The organism is Streptococcus sp. KHUD_013 (genome assembly GCF_052588545.1).
In genome coordinates this window covers 1,547,611-1,564,624 of the sequence record NZ_CP186264.1, presented here as the reverse complement: position 1 = coordinate 1,564,624, position 17,014 = coordinate 1,547,611, and the positions used below count along the sequence as shown (strand labels likewise).

16 protein-coding genes and 1 other RNA gene are annotated in these 17,014 nt (G+C 43.6%); 15 read left to right on the top strand and 2 right to left on the bottom strand.

Annotation, left to right across the window (positions count from 1 at the left end; genetic code table 11):
• The 10 genes from mraY to pepC all read left to right on the top strand — a co-directional run bounded on the left by mraY (position 1) and on the right by pepC (position 10,131).
• A complete protein-coding gene (mraY, locus tag ACOXXR_RS07505) occupies positions 1 to 1,002 on the top strand; it encodes a phospho-N-acetylmuramoyl-pentapeptide-transferase (protein WP_445278363.1) in 1,002 nt (333 codons plus the stop codon).
• Between the two features lie 127 nt (positions 1,003 to 1,129).
• Positions 1,130 to 2,473 (top strand): DEAD/DEAH box helicase, encoded by a 1,344-nt coding sequence (locus tag ACOXXR_RS07500; RefSeq protein ID WP_117745188.1) that lies wholly within the window; start codon positions 1,130 to 1,132, stop codon positions 2,471 to 2,473.
• Positions 2,474 to 2,697: 224 nt separating this feature from the next.
• Positions 2,698 to 3,504: an amino acid ABC transporter permease gene (locus ACOXXR_RS07495; protein WP_129822843.1), complete on the top strand. Its 807-nt coding sequence runs from the start codon at positions 2,698 to 2,700 to the stop codon at positions 3,502 to 3,504.
• Entirely contained in the window at positions 3,501 to 4,244 is a 744-nt protein-coding gene (locus ACOXXR_RS07490) for an amino acid ABC transporter ATP-binding protein (protein WP_048691970.1), read from the top strand. The genes ACOXXR_RS07495 and ACOXXR_RS07490 overlap by 4 nt, the downstream gene beginning before the upstream one ends.
• A 195-nt stretch (positions 4,245 to 4,439) precedes the next feature.
• On the top strand, positions 4,440 to 4,667 hold the full coding sequence (locus ACOXXR_RS07485) for a DUF4059 family protein (protein WP_006596860.1): 228 nt from the start codon (positions 4,440 to 4,442) through the stop codon (positions 4,665 to 4,667).
• Between the two features lie 58 nt (positions 4,668 to 4,725).
• The gene (trxB, locus tag ACOXXR_RS07480) at positions 4,726 to 5,640 is read left to right on the top strand and encodes a thioredoxin-disulfide reductase (RefSeq protein WP_445278362.1); all 915 of its coding nucleotides are present in this window, start codon (positions 4,726 to 4,728) and stop codon (positions 5,638 to 5,640) included.
• 199 nt (positions 5,641 to 5,839) lie between these two features.
• On the top strand, positions 5,840 to 7,297 hold the full coding sequence (locus tag ACOXXR_RS07475; RefSeq protein ID WP_445278361.1) for a nicotinate phosphoribosyltransferase: 1,458 nt from the start codon (positions 5,840 to 5,842) through the stop codon (positions 7,295 to 7,297).
• Positions 7,294 to 8,118 (top strand): ammonia-dependent NAD(+) synthetase, encoded by an 825-nt coding sequence (gene nadE / locus ACOXXR_RS07470; protein WP_445278360.1) that lies wholly within the window; start codon positions 7,294 to 7,296, stop codon positions 8,116 to 8,118. The genes ACOXXR_RS07475 and nadE overlap by 4 nt, the downstream gene beginning before the upstream one ends.
• Before the next feature lie 55 nt (positions 8,119 to 8,173).
• Positions 8,174 to 8,725 (top strand): GNAT family N-acetyltransferase, encoded by a 552-nt coding sequence (locus ACOXXR_RS07465; protein ID WP_445278359.1) that lies wholly within the window; start codon positions 8,174 to 8,176, stop codon positions 8,723 to 8,725.
• Between the two features lie 68 nt (positions 8,726 to 8,793).
• Entirely contained in the window at positions 8,794 to 10,131 is a 1,338-nt protein-coding gene (pepC, locus tag ACOXXR_RS07460; protein ID WP_445278358.1) for an aminopeptidase C, read from the top strand.
• 61 nt (positions 10,132 to 10,192) lie between these two features.
• Here pepC and pbp1a read toward each other — a convergent pair whose 3' ends face one another.
• Entirely contained in the window at positions 10,193 to 12,316 is a 2,124-nt protein-coding gene (gene pbp1a, locus ACOXXR_RS07455; protein WP_445278357.1) for a penicillin-binding protein PBP1A, read from the bottom strand.
• Positions 12,317 to 12,910 (bottom strand): Holliday junction resolvase RecU, encoded by a 594-nt coding sequence (gene recU / locus ACOXXR_RS07450; RefSeq protein WP_445278356.1) that lies wholly within the window; start codon positions 12,908 to 12,910, stop codon positions 12,317 to 12,319. It lies immediately after the preceding gene.
• Between the two features lie 66 nt (positions 12,911 to 12,976).
• Here recU and ACOXXR_RS07445 point away from each other — a divergent pair, with 66 nt between their 5' ends.
• The 5 genes from ACOXXR_RS07445 (at position 12,977) to ACOXXR_RS07425 (ending at position 16,979) form a co-directional block, all read left to right on the top strand.
• Positions 12,977 to 13,504, top strand: coding sequence for a DUF1273 domain-containing protein (locus tag ACOXXR_RS07445; RefSeq protein ID WP_445278355.1), 528 nt, complete (start codon positions 12,977 to 12,979; stop codon positions 13,502 to 13,504).
• Positions 13,505 to 13,573: 69 nt separating this feature from the next.
• Positions 13,574 to 13,918 carry a cell division regulator GpsB gene (gpsB, locus tag ACOXXR_RS07440; protein ID WP_006597079.1) on the top strand — a complete coding sequence of 115 codons (345 nt, stop codon included), beginning with the start codon at positions 13,574 to 13,576 and terminating at the stop codon, positions 13,916 to 13,918.
• 22 nt (positions 13,919 to 13,940) lie between these two features.
• Positions 13,941 to 14,306: RNase P RNA component class B (gene rnpB, locus ACOXXR_RS07435), an RNA gene on the top strand.
• Between the two features lie 64 nt (positions 14,307 to 14,370).
• On the top strand, positions 14,371 to 15,543 hold the full coding sequence (locus ACOXXR_RS07430; protein WP_129270665.1) for a THUMP domain-containing class I SAM-dependent RNA methyltransferase: 1,173 nt from the start codon (positions 14,371 to 14,373) through the stop codon (positions 15,541 to 15,543).
• Positions 15,540 to 16,979, top strand: coding sequence for a cell division site-positioning protein MapZ family protein (locus ACOXXR_RS07425; protein ID WP_129270667.1), 1,440 nt, complete (start codon positions 15,540 to 15,542; stop codon positions 16,977 to 16,979). The genes ACOXXR_RS07430 and ACOXXR_RS07425 overlap by 4 nt, the downstream gene beginning before the upstream one ends.
• Positions 16,980 to 17,014 lie beyond the last annotated feature (35 nt).

Here is a 17,014-nt window from a genome sequence, read left to right as displayed (position 1 = left end):
ATGTTACTTGCTACCCTAGTAGTATCATTTATTCTAACGGTTATTGGCATTCCGGCCTTTATCCGTTTCTATCAACGGGCCCATATTTCGGGCCAACAAATGCACGAAGATGTGAAGCAACACAAAGCCAAAGCAGGCACTCCAACTATGGGGGGAGTGGTCTTCTTGATCACTTCAGTTTTTGTCACCCTTGTCTTTAGCTTCCTAACTGGGAACTTTACGCGTCCTGTTCAATTGATCCTCTTTATTTTGGTCTTGTATGGAATCGTCGGTTTCTTGGATGACTTCTTAAAGGTCTTTCGTAAGATCAATGAAGGGTTAAATCCCAAGCAAAAATTAGCCCTGCAATTGTTGGGAGGGATCATTTTCTATCTCTTCTCTGAACGTCATGGAGCTGGTAGTCTTCTCAATGTCTTTGGTTGGGATGTCTATTTGGGACATTTCTATATTATCTTTGCCTTGTTCTGGTTGGTTGGTTTTTCAAACGCAGTCAATTTAACGGACGGGATTGATGGCTTGGCAAGCATTTCGGTAACCATCAGCTTGATCGCTTATTCCATCATCGCTGTTTGGCAAAGACGAATCGATATCCTCTTTGTGACCATCAGTATGATTGGAGCTCTATTAGGTTTCTTCGTCTACAACCATAAGCCGGCCAAGATTTTCATGGGAGATGTTGGAAGCCTAGCCCTAGGTGGGATGCTTGCGACTCTATCCATGGCTCTCCATGCAGAGTGGACCTTGCTCTTGATTGGGATTGTCTACGTCTTTGAGACTAGCTCGGTCATGCTCCAAGTGTCCTATTTCAAATGGACTAAGAAACGGACAGGGGAAGGACGGCGTATCTTCCGCATGACGCCTTTCCATCACCATTTGGAATTGGGTGGTCTGTCTGGTAATGGACCTAAATGGTCTGAGTGGAAGGTCGATGCCTTTCTCTGGAGTATTGGTGCAGGAATGAGCGCCTTGACTCTCTTGATCTACTATTTGACCAATTCATAAGTCATGAATCATAAAAGGTTGGGATTGCTATCTCAGCCTTTTTGGCTGGGGAGGAATTGCTGTCCAAAAGAAGAGCGGGAAGAGGAGTTTTCTGATATAATAGTAGAGATGATGAAAGGATAAGAGAATGAAATTTACAGATTTTAAGTTTAAGGACTATATCCAAGAGGCCTTAAAAGAAATTAATTTTATTGAAGCAACAGAAGTTCAAGAAAAGCTGATTCCGATTGTTTTAGCAGGTCGTGATCTGGTCGGTGAATCTAAAACAGGATCAGGGAAGACCCATACTTTCCTCTTGCCAATTTTTCAAACCTTAAATGAGGATAGTAGCAATGTCGAAGTGGTCATTACTGCGCCTAGTCGGGAATTGGCCACACAGATTTACCAAGCGGCTCGTCAGATTGCTAGCCACTGTGAAAAAGAAATTCGGATTGCCAACTACGTTGGAGGAACTGATAAGGCTCGCCAGATCGATAAGCTCCAAGTAGCCCAACCCCATATTGTCATTGGGACACCTGGACGGATCTATGATTTGGTCGCTTCTGGAGACTTGGCTATTCATAAGGCTCACACCTTTGTGGTTGATGAGGCGGATATGACTCTCGATATGGGCTTTTTGACGACGGTAGACAAGATTGCATCCAGTCTTCCCAAGAAGCTTCAGTTTTTAGTCTTCTCTGCTACGATTCCGCAAAAGTTACAACCCTTCTTGAAGAAATATTTGTCTAACCCTGTCATGGAGCAGATCAAAACCAAAACGGTGATCTCGGACACCATTGATAACTGGTTGGTATCGACAAAAGGGCGAGATAAGAATGAGCAAGTCTATCAACTAACCCAGGCTCTTCAACCTTATTTGGCAATGATTTTTGTGAATACCAAGGACAGAGCGGACGATTTGCATGCTTTTCTAGTAGAGAAGGGGCTCAAAGTCGCTAAAATCCATGGGGGGGTTCCTCCACGGGAGCGCAAGCGAATCATGAACCAAGTCAAAAATCTGGATTTTGAATATATCGTGGCGACAGACTTGGCAGCGCGTGGGATTGATATTGAAGGGGTCAGTCATGTCATTAACGATGCCATTCCACAAGACTTATCCTTCTTTGTTCACCGCGTTGGCCGGACTGGTCGGAATGGCCTTCCTGGTACAGCCATCACCCTCTATCAACCGAGTGATGACTCAGACATTCGGGAGCTTGAAAAATTGGGGATCCAGTTTGTCCCTAAGGTCTTGAAGGCTGGAGCTATCGAAGATACTTATGACCGGGATCGCCGGGCTAATCGTGAAAAACGCCAAGAAAAACTTGACATTGAGATGATCGGCTTGGTCAAGAAGAAAAAGAAAAAAATCAAACCAGGTTACAAGAAAAAAATCAAATGGGCCGTGGACGAGAAACGTCGGAAAGCCAAGCGAGCTGAGAATCGTGCTCGTGGTCGGGCAGAAAGAAAGGCGAAACGTCAAACCTTTTAGTGATAAAGAAATTTAAAGATTTCCATAAAAATTAACTATTTGGTCGCTGATTTATTTTGTGATAGACTATCTATAGATAGTCTATTTTTTTGCTCTTAGGGGAGATGCTTGCCTGAGATCACATCAAACCTGAAGCATGATTTACGAACAATCAATAGCAAAACTCAGCATTTTAACTGTAAATATGATAGAATGATTCATTATCGAGGGAGGAAGTAACGAAGATGTTTACAACTACTTATCTGGCATCTGGCTGGTATGAAGAGTTTTTAAAATGGATACCAGAAGGAGAAATCTTTAACCTACGCGTCGTTTTTGAAGCAATTCCAGGAATTTTAAAAGAGCTTCCAAATACGATTTTGTTAACCTTGGCAGGAGCCTTTTTTGGTTTATTGCTAGCCCTATTGTTTGCCATTGTCAAAATCAATCGGGTAAAAATCCTTTACCCTATCCAAGCCTTGTTTGTGAGTTTTTTAAGAGGGACACCAATTTTGGTCCAGTTGATGCTGACCTACTATGGAATCCCGCTCCTATTGAAGGCTATTAACCAACAATATGGGACAGCCTTTAATATCAACGATGTGCCAGCCCATTTATTTGTCATTGTAGCCTTTGCCTTCAATGAGGCAGCCTATGCCAGTGAGACCATTCGGGCAGCGATTTTATCTGTTGATGCAGGTGAAATCGAAGCAGCGAAGAGTCTCGGCATGACCAATGCCCAAGTTTATCGTCGGATTATTATTCCAAATGCAGCCGTGGTTGCGACTCCAACCTTGATCAACTCTTTGATTGGTTTGACCAAGGGGACTTCTCTGGCCTTCTATGCTGGAGTTTTGGAAATCTTTGCTCAAGCCAAGATTATGTCGGGGAATGACAGTCGCTACTTCGAGCGCTTTATCTCTGTTTCATTGATCTACTGGGCCATTAATATTTTGATTGAACAATTGGGACGTTGGATCGAACAGGTACTCTCTATCAAAGATCCAAAAGTTGTTACCCAAACCTTGCAAGAGGAGGAACGAGCAGCATGATTCGGATTTCACAATTATCAAAATCTTTTTCCGGTCAAGTGGTCCTAGACCATCTCGATTTGGAAGTTCAAAAAGGGGAAGTCGTTGCTTTGATCGGTTCTTCTGGAGCTGGGAAATCAACCTTCTTGAGAAGCTTGAACTATTTGGAAGCACCAGATAGTGGCAGCATTGAGATCAATGGGGAAAAGGTAGACTTTGAAAACATCAGCAAGGACGAGATCCTGACCCTTCGAAGAAAGCTAGCTATGGTCTTTCAACAGTTTAATCTTTTCAGTCGCAAGACTGCTTTGGACAATGTCAAGGAAGGACTGATCGTCGTCAAAGGCTTATCCGACCAGGAGGCGACCAAGATTGCCAAAGAAGAACTCGCAAAAGTCGGTCTGTCGGACCGCGAAACCCATTACCCTCGTCATTTGTCAGGAGGGCAGAAACAGCGGGTGGCCTTGGCACGTGCCCTAGCCATGAAGCCAGAAGTCCTCTTATTGGATGAGCCAACTTCAGCCCTCGATCCGGAATTGGTCGGAGAGGTAGAAAAAGCCATCGCAGCAGCAGCTCAGGCAGGTCAAACCATGATTCTGGTTAGCCATGATATGAGCTTTGTTTCCCAAGTGGCAGACAAGGTCTTGTTCCTAGACAAGGGGAAAATTATTGAATCTGGGACTCCAGAAGAGATCATGAAAGCTCCTAAAGAAGAGCGGACAAAAGAATTCTTTGCTAGTTACAAACGAACATTTGTTTGATATAATATATAAGAGCTCGAGTCTGGAACGCGATGTTTCAGACTCGGATTTTTCTTTGAGTAGGTGCCTCAGGAAAAGATGAATAGTAGTAGTTCATTTTTCCGCGAAGATAGAAGTTTCAACTTGATCCAATAGTGAACGAAACGAATCGGCACCTCGTCCCCTCATTCCAATCTTGGATACTAAGGAGATCTTATGTTAAACCAATTGCTATCTCTCTATATCGAGAGCCTAATCATCACTTCAATTGGGGTGTTGGTTGCTTCAGCTATTTGGATAGGCTTGCGAGCGGCTCGTAAGACGGATAAAACAGCTAAGGAACGCCAGTTACACCTCTATGATATTTTATTGATTGATATTATGACAATTCCAGTTCTTACCTTTGCAGTCATTGGAGTTCTGTTTATTCTTCGAGCAAGATAATTGCAAAATGGTTCAATTGGAGTTAGAATCAAGATAGTTACAACAAAAGGAGAAGCTTATGTATGATACACTGATTATCGGCGCAGGACCTGCGGGAATGACTGCAGCCTTGTATGCAGCCCGCAGCAATCTAAAGGTTGCCTTGTTAGAAGCTGGAATTCCTGGCGGACAGATGAATAATACATCCGATATCGAGAATTACCCAGGCTATGCCAATATCAGTGGACCTGAATTGGCTGAAAAGATGTTTGAACCTCTAGAAGCCCTAGGTGTGGAACACTTGTTCGGTAGAGCTGAAAACATTGTGGATCAAGGAAGCTACAAGGAAATTACCACAGATGATGGCCTCTTGCAAGCCAAGACCGTTATTATTGCGACTGGTTCTAACCATCGCTTATTGGGAGTTCCGGGTGAAGAAGAATTAAATAGTCGAGGGGTTTCTTATTGCGCTGTCTGTGATGGTGCCTTCTTCCGTGATGAAGACCTCATGGTTGTTGGTGGAGGAGACTCTGCGGTTGAAGAGGCAATCTTCCTGACTCAGTTTGCTAAGTCTGTTACCATTGTTCATCGCCGCGATGCCCTACGTGCCCAAAAAGTTCTTCAAGACCGAGCTTTTGCCAATGAAAAGATTCACTTTTCTTGGAATACAGTGGTCGAAGAGATCAAAGGGGAAAACCGTGTGACCAGTCTGGTCTTAAAAGATGTTCAAACAGGTGAGGTTCGCGAGCAAGCAGCTGGTGGTGTCTTTATCTATGTGGGATTGGATCCTGTCAGTGACTTTGCCCAAGACCTCGGTATTCTAGACGATCAAGGTTGGGTGATCACTGATGATCACATGAAGACCTCCGTGCCGGGTGTCTTTGCGGTTGGGGATGTCCGCCAAAAAGATCTTCGTCAGGTCACCACAGCTGTTGGGGATGGCGCTGTCGCCGGTCAAGAAGCTTATAAATATATTACTGAACACGAAGAATAAGAGAGAAGAAAGGGATGTTCGTCTGATGGAAAGAGGCGAAGATCCCTTCTTTTTTACGATAAAAAATGAGGCTTAACCCGGATTAAACTCATGTGGTCCTGCTTAAAATGTGCTATAATGTGTTTAAAATTATTTTGGACTGTGCCAGTTGACAGAGCGTGACTGGTGCCATGACGTAAAAAAAGAAGAGGGATCAAACATGTACCCAGATGATAGTTTAACTCTCCATACTGATTTGTATCAAATCAATATGATGCAGGTTTACTTTGAGCAAGGCATCCACAATAAAAAGGCGGTCTTCGAAGCCTATTTCCGCCAGCAACCTTTTAAAAATGGCTATGCCGTCTTTGCAGGTCTTGAGCGCATTGTCAACTATTTGAAGAATCTACGTTTTTCAGAGTCGGATATTGCCTACTTAGAATCCTTGGGCTACGAAGGAGCCTTCCTGGATTACTTGAAAAATTTCAAAATGGAATTGACCGTTCGTTCTGCCAAAGAAGGGGACCTGGTCTTTGCCAATGAGCCGATTGTCCAAGTAGAAGGACCGCTTGCCCAGTGTCAGTTGGTTGAAACGGCCCTCCTCAATATTGTCAATTTCCAAACCTTGATTGCCACAAAAGCCGCTCGGATCAAGTCTGTGATCGAAGACGAACCTTTGATGGAGTTCGGAACTCGTAGAGCACAAGAAATGGATGCGGCTATTTGGGGAACCCGTGCAGCCGTTATTGGAGGCGCTAGCGGGACCAGTAACGTACGTGCAGGAAAACTCTTTGACATCCCTGTCCTTGGGACCCATGCCCATGCCTTGGTGCAGGTCTATGGCGATGATTATAAAGCATTCAAGGCCTATGCTGAGACCCATCGCAACTGTGTCTTCCTGGTGGATACCTATGATACGTTACGCATCGGAGTTCCAGCTGCGATTCAGGTGGCGCGTGAGATGGGCGATCGTATCAACTTCCTAGGAGTGCGGATTGACTCTGGAGATATTGCCTACATCTCGAAAAAGGTTCGCCAACAGTTGGATGAAGCTGGTTTCACAGAAGCGAAGATCTATGCTTCAAATGATTTGGATGAGAACACCATCCTCAACTTGAAGATGCAAAAGGCTAAGATTGATGTCTGGGGTGTCGGAACTAAGTTGATCACAGCCTATGACCAACCAGCTCTCGGAGCAGTCTATAAGATTGTTGCTATCGAAGACGAAAATGGTCAAATGCGAAATACCATCAAGCTGTCTAACAATGCTGAAAAAGTTTCAACGCCAGGGAAGAAGCAAGTTTGGCGGATTACCAGTCGGGAAAAAGGCAAATCTGAAGGGGATTACATCACTTACGATGGAGTGGATGTCAATGAACTGACAGAAATCAAAATGTTCCATCCGACCTATACCTATATCAAGAAGACGGTTCGTGATTTTGATGCCATCCCGCTCTTGGTCGATATTTTCAAAGATGGGAAACTAGTCTACGAATTGCCAGCTTTGATGGATATCCAAGCCTATGCTCGGAAGGAATTTGACAAGCTCTGGGACGAATACAAACGTGTCCTCAATCCACAACATTACCCAGTGGACTTGGCCAAGGACGTATGGCAAGATAAGATGGACCTCATCGATCAGATGCGTCAGAAAGCCTTGGGAGGTGAAGAAGAATGAGCCTACAAGAAGACATTATTGCCCAATTAGGGGTCAAGCCAGTCATTGATCCTCAAGAAGAGATTCGCCGGTCGATTGATTTTTTGAAGGACTACCTGCAAAAACATCCTTTTCTAAAGACCTTTGTCTTAGGAATTTCGGGAGGACAGGACTCGACCCTAGCGGGTCGCCTGGCTCAATTAGCCATGGAGGAAATGCGGGCAGAGACTGGAGATGCCAGTTATCAGTTTGTTGCAGTCCGCTTACCCTACGGTGTCCAAGCGGATGAAGCAGATGCCCAAAAGGCCATGGCCTTCATCCAGCCAGACGTCAGCCTGGTCGTGAACATCAAGGAATCGGTCGATGCCATGGAGCGTGCTGTCGAAGCGACAGGAACGGATGTCTCAGACTTTAACAAGGGCAATATCAAGGCACGGAGCCGGATGATTGCTCAGTATGCCTTGGCAGGTGCCTATAGTGGAGCCGTCATTGGGACAGACCATGCAGCCGAAAACATCACTGGATTCTTTACCAAGTTTGGAGATGGCGGAGCCGATATTCTGCCTCTCTACCGCCTTAACAAGCGCCAAGGCAAGCAGTTGCTTCAGGCACTGGGAGCTGATCCAGCCTTGTATGAGAAGGTACCGATTGCAGATTTGGAAGAGGAGAAGCCAGGTATCGCTGACGAAGTAGCTCTTGGGGTGACCTATGCAGAAATTGATGACTACCTAGAAGGGAAATCAGTTAGCCCAGAAGCTCAAGCAACTATTGAAAACTGGTGGCATAAAGGCCAACACAAACGTCATCTACCGATTACGGTATTTGATACCTTCTGGCGTTGATAGAAAAGAAAAGTCGGTTGAGCCGACTTTTTTAAACAGAATAGGAGGAAAGTAGATGAGAAAATTGGGTACTATTGAACTGGAAACCAAGCGTTTATTATTAAGACGCTTTGTTGTAGAGGATGCAAAGGCAATGTTTGAAAATTGGGCGTCTGATACAGATAATCTTAAATATGTTACTTGGGATCCCCATCCAAATCCTCAAGTGACTCAAGCTTCGATCGAAAGATGGCTCCTTCATTACCAAGAGGAAAACACCTACAAATGGGCGATTTGCAAGAAAGATGATCCCGCACAAGTGATAGGTGATATCAGTGTCGTTTCTCAGGATCCACAAAAAGAACTGTGTGAAGTCGGCTATATTCTAGGGAAGAACTTCTGGGGTCAAGGTCTGATGACAGAAGCCCTCCAGGCTGTTTTACACTTTTTGTTGGTAGAGGTGAAATTCAAGGAAGTTCAAGCCAAGTATGTCAGTTTGAACCCTGCTTCGGGAAGGGTTATGGAAAAAGCTGGGATGCAATATCTAGCTACTCTCCCAAATGCTGTTGCCAGAAAAGGCTATGTCGGAGATCAAATAATCTACACGATCCATTCTTCTGACCTTTAAAACAATTTTTACTTGAAGATTTTGGTCAATGGTCTATAATGGTAAGTAGCTTTACAAAGGAGAATCTTATGTCAGAATTAACACAAGAGTTTACAGATCAACTCTATGCGAATTACCAAGCAAATGTGAAATTTGCGGCTCTCGAAAATGCCATCACCCACAATGGGATTCATGCGGCTTTAGAGACACGCAAAAGTGCAGTAGAAAACACACCCGTCTTTTCTCTTGATTTGACCAAGGATAAGGTGACGGACCAGAAAGCTTCTGGTCGTTGCTGGATGTTTGCGGCTCTGAATACCTTCCGTCATAAAATGATTGCCAGCTTCCAATTAGAGGATTTTGAGTTGTCTCAAGCTCATACCTTCTTCTGGGACAAGTACGAAAAATCCAACTGGTTCTTGGAACAAGTCATTGCGACAGCGGACCAGGATTTGGCCAGCCGCAAGGTGGCCTTCCTCCTTCAAACCCCTCAACAAGATGGTGGTCAATGGGATATGGTCGTTTCCCTTTTTGAAAAATATGGGGTCGTACCCAAGTCTGTCTATCCAGAATCTATCTCATCTAGCAATAGCCGGGAGCTCAATACCTACTTAAACAAATTGTTGCGTCAAGATGCGCAGATCCTGCGCGAATTGCTTGCGACTGGAGCAGATCAAGCAACGGTTCAAAGCAAGAAAGAAGAGCTCCTCCAAGAAATCTTTAATTTCTTAGCTATGTCACTGGGCTTGCCCCCTCGTACATTTAGTTTCTCTTATCGCGATAAGGACAATAATTTCTACACAGAGTCTGGCTTGACACCTCAAAGCTTTTACAAAAAATATGTGGATCTTCAGTTGGAGGACTACGTTTCTGTTATCAATGCGCCTACGGCAGACAAGCCTTATGGCCAGTCTTACACAGTAGAGATGCTGGGGAATGTGGTCGGTAGCCGTGAAGTACGCTACCTCAACGTTCCGATGGAGCGCTTGAAAGAATTGGCCATTGCCCAAATGAAAGCTGGGGAAACTGTTTGGTTTGGATCGGATGTCGGCCAAGTCAGCAACCGCAAAGCTGGAATCCTGGCAACAGATGTCTATGACTTTGAAGCGGGAATGGATATCCAGCTGACTCAAGATAAGGCAGGGCGTTTGGATTATGCAGAAAGTCTCATGACCCATGCTATGGTCTTGACTGGTGTGGATCTGGATGAAGCTGGACTCCCTCTCAAATGGAAGGTTGAAAATTCTTGGGGAGACAAAGTTGGAACAGATGGCTACTTTGTAGCTTCTGACGCCTGGATGGACGAATACACCTACCAAATCGTTGTCCGCAAGGAACTGTTAACAGCGAAAGAATTGGCTGCTTATGAGGCAGAGCCAATCGTCTTGGCTCCATGGGATCCGATGGGTGCCTTGGCTTTTAAATAAGATACATAAAAAACACGATTGGTTAAGAACAATCGTGTTTTATTAATATAGTGTGGTCTAATTAGTGATTTTGCTCATTCTCTTTAGAAGATGATTCTGTGTGTTCAGAATTCTCTTCTGAGTTAGATGAACTAGAACTTGAACTATCTTCTGTTGCGTCAGTGCTTGGTTCGACACTTGGCTCATAATAGTAATTGTAGTTATTGTAGTTATTCTTACCATTATTGAGATATAGGTAAGAACCGCTACGGTATACACCACTTGGTTGGGTCCAATCAGTGCTACCTGATCCGTTTTGCTCATACAAATACAGCATCATTTGTTTGTAGACATCTGTTGCGACTTTGATTCCATCATCCAGTACGGGAGTCAAGCGATTGGTGTACCCTGTCCAAACAGCCATAGAATATTGCGTGGTGTAACCCACAAACGATTCATCAGGTGTCACAATGCTTGAGTAACTGTAGTCTTTGGTTAGTTTTTTTAATTCGTTGTCGGCATAGTTAGAGGTACCTGTTTTACCAGCGTGATAAAGACCAGAGATATTTGCATTGTATCCTAAACCAGCTGTGATAACTGATTTCAACATATCTGTCATCATGTAAGCTGTGGCTTCTTTCATCACTCGTGTTCCAGAGGTATCGAAGTTCTTCGTTGTACCATCGCTAAAGACAACCCGATTCACATATTGTGGCTTGTAATAGGTACCGCCATTTGCGAAGGTTGCATAAGCAGCGGCCATTTTCTCACTGCTAGCCCCGTATTTGTTGCTAGAGTCGCTGGTATTACTTGAGATGGCATTTGCATATACCATTTCTGGATAATCGATTCCGATGCTGCTCAAGAATTTCTGAGCCTTCTTCAAACCAACTTTTTCAAGGGCCCGGACCGCAGTAACGTTACGGGATTGTTGGAGAGCATAGACCATGCTGATATTGCCATAGTATTGTCTATCCCAGTTATAAATCTGCGTATTTGTACCAGGGAAGTTGTACGGTGTATCAGGAATGGTTACTCCAGTGGAGCTATATTCTTCATGTTCAATCGCGGGAGCATAGTCTGAGATAGGTTTCATTGTAGAACCCCAATCTCGGTTCGTTTCGACAGCTTGGTTGGTACCGAAGGATACATTAGATGATTGATGACGGGATCCCAACTGAGCAATGACTTTTCCGTTTGTCACGTCGATGATAGTAGAAGCAACTTGCAACTCATTATCTGGATAATTGACATATTCGTCAGAGTTGTAAATATCCCACAGACGTTTTTGAGCTGCGGTATCGACGTTGGTGTAGACATCCATACCAGTTGTCAAGACATTGTAGCCTGTCTCTTCTTCGACTTGTTGGATGACTTCTTTAAGGTAGTTATCCATATAAGCAGGATAGTTGCTTGAGCCTGTCAGACTTTGTAAGCCATCTGTAACAGGTGTATTGACGGCACTTTCGTACTGTTCGTTTGTAATGGACTTCATGTCCAACATTTCTTTAAGAACCAGATTACGGCGTTGGAGTGCAGCTTCCGGATTGGTATAAGGGTCGTATTGGTTGGGTGCCTGAGGCATTCCAGCCAATAGGGCCACTTGTGGCAGAGAAAGGTCCTTCAAGTCTTTTGCATAGTAGCTACGAGCAGCTGTTTGCATTCCGTAGTTTCCGTTAGACATGTAGACTTTGTTGATGTAGTAGGTTAAAATCTCTTGTTTGGTTGCTTTTTGTTCTAATTGAGTAGCAAGCCAAGCTTCTTGGATTTTCCGAGATAGGGTTTGGTCGGACGAAGAAGTAGAGAAGTAAGTGAGCTTGATCAATTGCTGTGTAAGAGTAGATCCCCCTTGGCGACCTCCTCGGAGGTTACTGAAGAAGGCTCCTCCAATACGAATAAAGTCGACCCCTCTGTGGTTGAAAAAGCGGTGGTCTTCAATCGCCACAATCGCATTGACCAAGTCGGTTGGGATTTCATTTGTTTTTACGTTGATTCGTTTTTCAGCACCCAAGTCGGCAATCAGATTGTTTTGATTGTCATAGATTTTACTGGAAGTCGTTGCGATGAGGTCTTTCTCAGAAAGAGTCGGTGCTTTTGAGGCATAGTATCCAAATACCAACCCACCCAGGATAAGTAAAAGGAAAAATAAGGAAATAGCCGCAATCGCTGCATATTTTAACCACTGGATAACTGTTTGTTTGTTCATTTAATTACCGCCTAGTAGATTCTGTTCGATAATATCGAGATAAGGAACGCTTGGAAGGCAATCTGTCTCGATACGATAACCATTTTCCTGTATATAGGTCAATGGCATAGATTTACTGCCGTGATCGATGTTGTAAAAGTCGATTAAGGAAGGAGCAGGCAGTAGATAGGTCTCATTGAGCTTTGCAAAATGCAAGAGCACAAAACAAATTCCTCCCTGTTGGACGACCGCAGCCATGTGATCAATCTGGTGCTGATGAAAGTTCTTCATCGGCATGGATTGTTTCTGCTGGGTCTCTTTTGCTTCAAAATCAATGTAGTGTCCTTTATAAACACCAGAATAGTCTGTGGTAGACGCCTGGCGAAAATAAGCTTCCACAATCTTTGCCCGACTGCGATGAGGATAGTCCACCTTTACAATCTGGATGGGTGTCGGCTTTTTATGAATCACCGCTAGCCCTCTAGAAAGGTAGTACTGATTGCTCTCATTTATCATTTTTTCAAATGTCATCCCCCGATTGGCAAAGTTTACACCTTGCTTCCTCTGTATGGGCGAAGAAGATTTCTTGCTAAGTTTGTGAGGATAGTTGACCATAATTCTCCTTATTGGTACAATTACATCACTCTATTATATCACAAAAAGAAGAAGGGAGGGGAAATAATGAATAGTTTACTGATTACAGGTTATAAGGCATTTGAATTGGGAATTCTGACAGCTAAGGATCCTAGACTACTAATTATTAAAGAGGCGATTCGCAGGGATTTAGTCCGTTTTTTGGAAGAGGGAGTAAAGTGGTTAATTTTCACGGGGAATCTAGGTTTTGAAGCTTGGGCCTTAGAAGTTGCTCAGGAATTAAAAAAAGAATACGAGATACAGTTGGCCACGATTTTTATGTTTGAAAACCAAGGAGAGAACTGGAATGAGGCCAATCAAGAACTCCTTAGTCGCTTTAAGCAGGTTGATTTTGTCAAGTATGCCTATCCCTCTTATAGCCAGCCAGGCCAATTTAAAGAATACAATACATTTTTGTTAGAAAATACAGATGGCGCTTATTTATTTTACGATCCAGAACACGAAACAAATCTCAAATATCTTTACAAAATGATGCTAGAAATGGATCAGTATCAGGTCAAAAGATTAAACTTTGATGACTTAAATGAAGTAGCAGAAAAAATTTACGAAAAATAAGTGATTTACCTTGATTTTTGCTCCTCATTTTTTATATAATGATTATGATTAACTAGAACGGAGAGAATGATGGCAAGTATTATTTTTACTGCGAAAGATATTTTTGATCAAGATTTCAAAAAAGAAGTTCGTGGATTTAGTAAAGTTGAGGTAAATGAGTTTTTGGATGATGTCATCAAAGACTATGAAACCTATGCTGCCTTAGTGAAGGAATTGAAAGAAGAAAATGCTCGGCTCCGTGAAGAATTAGCGAAGAAAACGAGCCAAGCAACTCCGAGTCCATCAGTTCCTGAATCTGCTCCAAAGCATGAGTTTCCTCAGGTCACTACTACGACAAACTTCGATATTTTGAAACGCTTAAATCGTCTTGAAAAAGAAGTCTTCGGGAAACAAGTCGTAGATCGTGATTTTTAAGACATAAAAGATGAATCGTGCAATTTTTGGATAATCGCGTGAGAGCTTTCTCTCATGAGGAAAGTCCATGCTAGCACAGGCTGTGATGCCTGTAGTGTTTGTGCTAGGTGAATCCATAAGCCTAGGGACTTGATCTTCAAGTTACGGCGAGCGAACGGGCTAAGTCTTAGGATAAGTTCTACTAGCTCTGAAAGTGCCACAGTGACGTAGTTTTTAGGGAAACCTAAAAAGTGGAACGCGGTAAACCCCTCAAGCTAGCAACCCAAACTTTGGTCGGGGCATGGGATGCATGGAAACGAACATAGCATTCTGACTGGAAACAGTAGACAGATGATTATCGAAGGAAATGGTACCTAGTCATTTCTGGAACAAAACATGGCTTATAGAAAATTGCATATAGGTGGTGAGGGGGAGAGAAATCTCAACCTCCTTTTTTAAACAATGAGGAACAAATGAAAAAACAATTTGAATTAATTGCGACAGCTGCTGCTGGATTAGAAGCAGTCGTTGGGCGTGAATTGCGAGAGCTCGGCTACGATTGCCAAGTGGAAAATGGACGAGTCCGTTTCAAAGGCGATGTTCGTGCAATCATCGAAACCAATCTTTGGTTGCGGGCTGCAGACCGAATCAAGATCGTCGTAGGATCCTTTCCTGCCCGTACCTTTGAAGAACTCTTTCAAGGGGTTTTTGCCTTGGATTGGGACCAATACCTCCCTTTAGGAGCACGTTTCCCCATCTCCAAAGCAAAATGTGTCAAATCCAAACTGCATAACGAACCGAGTGTACAAGCGATTTCAAAAAAGGCTGTTGTTAAAAAGTTGCAAAAACACTATGCCCGCCCGGAAGGCGTTCCATTGATTGAAAATGGACCAGAATTTAAAATTGAAGTTTCCATTTTGAAGGACCAAGCGACTATTCTAATTGATACCACTGGTAGCAGCCTTTTCAAACGTGGTTATCGGACGGAAAAAGGGGGCGCACCCATTAAGGAAAATATGGCGGCAGCCATTCTTCAACTTTCCAATTGGTATCCAGATAAGCCTTTGGTTGATCCGACTTGTGGATCAGGGACCTTCTGTATCGAAGCAGCGATGATGGCTCGCCAGATAGCGCCAGGCTTGAGACGGACCTTCTCATTTGAAGAGTGGAATTGGGTGGATAATCGACTGATTCAAGAAGTTCGCACAGAGGCTAGTAAAAAAATCAATCGGGACCTTGTCCTAGACATCATGGGAACCGATATCGATGTGCGGATGGTTGAGATTGCCAAAGAAAATGCTCAAAAAGCTGGAGTTGCGAGCGATATCACCTTTAAGCAAATGCGGGTGCAAGATTTGCGATCGGATAAGATCAATGGGGTCATTATCTCCAATCCACCGTATGGCGAACGCTTATCCGATGATGCAGGGGTTACAAAATTGTACGCTGAAATGGGAGAGGTCTTTGAGCCCTTGAAGACTTGGAGCAAATTTATCCTGACCAGCGATGAAAATTTTGAGAAGAAATTTGGGCGACAAGCAGATAAAAAACGAAAATTATATAACGGAACTTTAAAGGTTGACTTGTATCAGTTCTTTGGGGAACGGGTACGTCGACAAGCGACTAGTGAGAAAGGAAACATATGACAAAAGAAGATAAACAGCAGTTGGGCCAAGAGGCAGAGTCAGTTCTTGATTTTAAGGACGCCAAAGAGATGACGATTGGCCAAGCAAACCGCAAAGCTGAAGAAATCGAAGCAGGGGTCAAAGAAACAGACAATGTCCTCGATAAATACATCAAACAGCACCGTGAGGAAATCGAAGCTCAAAAGTTTGATACCATCGTCATGCAAAAGGAAATGTTGGCTGAGGCAGAGGCTACAACCACTGTGGAACAAGCGGAGGCAATTCCAAACGAAGAACCTGCAACAGAAGTAAGTTCAGCAGAAGCAGCTAAAAAAGAGGTTGCATCTGCTCGCATTCCAGATCCAATTCCTGGGGAACGCCCTGCAAAAATTAAGTTTGGTCCAGAGCCAACAGAACCATATGTGGATGAAGAAATTGAGATTCCTGAAGAACCGAAAAAAAGCCGGGTCAAACCAATTTTGTTTTCAGTTTTAGCTCTGACAGCAGTTGCTACGGCTAGTTGGTTGTCTTATCAATGGATCCGTAACCAGTCTAAAGGGGAAACGACAGTCGTCTCTTCTACTAGCTCATCTAGCAAGAAGTCCTCTAGTTCTTCTTCCTCAACGAGCGCAAATACAGAGGCTTTGCTGAAGGATTTTAACGATCAGTATGTAGCTTTCTTTACAGATGACACGCAGACGAAGTTGAAAAATGATTCTTTTGGTAATTTGGAAAAACTAAAAGCCAGTTTAGATAAATTGAAAGACACCAAGGAATACGATGCAGCCAAAAGTAAATACGATGAATTGGTGAAGCAGGTTTCTGCTATTCAAACAGTAAACTCTCAGTTTACCAGCCCAGTTATTAAGGATGGGGCCATCGATACCAAGGCGCAGGTAAAGAGTGATGCTGTCTTTTCAGATGCGTCAACAGCTAATACACAATTGAACCAATTATTGAAGGATGCAGCTTCTCAAGGACGCTCGCAACAAGTTGCGACTCCAGCACCCGTGACAGATGGTGGTGGCAGTGTTGCAGGTGGAAATGCAGTTTCTTCAGGAACGGTAACCAGTCCAGCTCCTACACCAGCCCCAGCTACTGAAGGCAACACGATAGGCGGAGTGAACCCAGGCTATTCTGGCTTTGGCCTTCAAAGTACTGGTGTGCCACTTCAACGAAACTTGAGCCGGGTGCCATACAACCAAGCAGCGCTTGACGATGTAAACAATCCTGCATGGACCTTTAACCCTGGTATTTTGGAGAAAGTTCTGAAGATTGCTCGGGAACGTGGGCATATCGTTGGAGATCAATACATCTTGGAACGCGTGAATATCATCAACGGCAATGGTTATTACAACCTCTTTAAGCCAGATGGAACTTATTTGTTTAGTATCAATGCTAAAACAGGCTACTTTGTCGGAAACGGAAAAGGCCATTCCGATGCATTGGATTATTAAGAATTAAAAAAACTTCTCTTTGAAAGAGAAGTCTT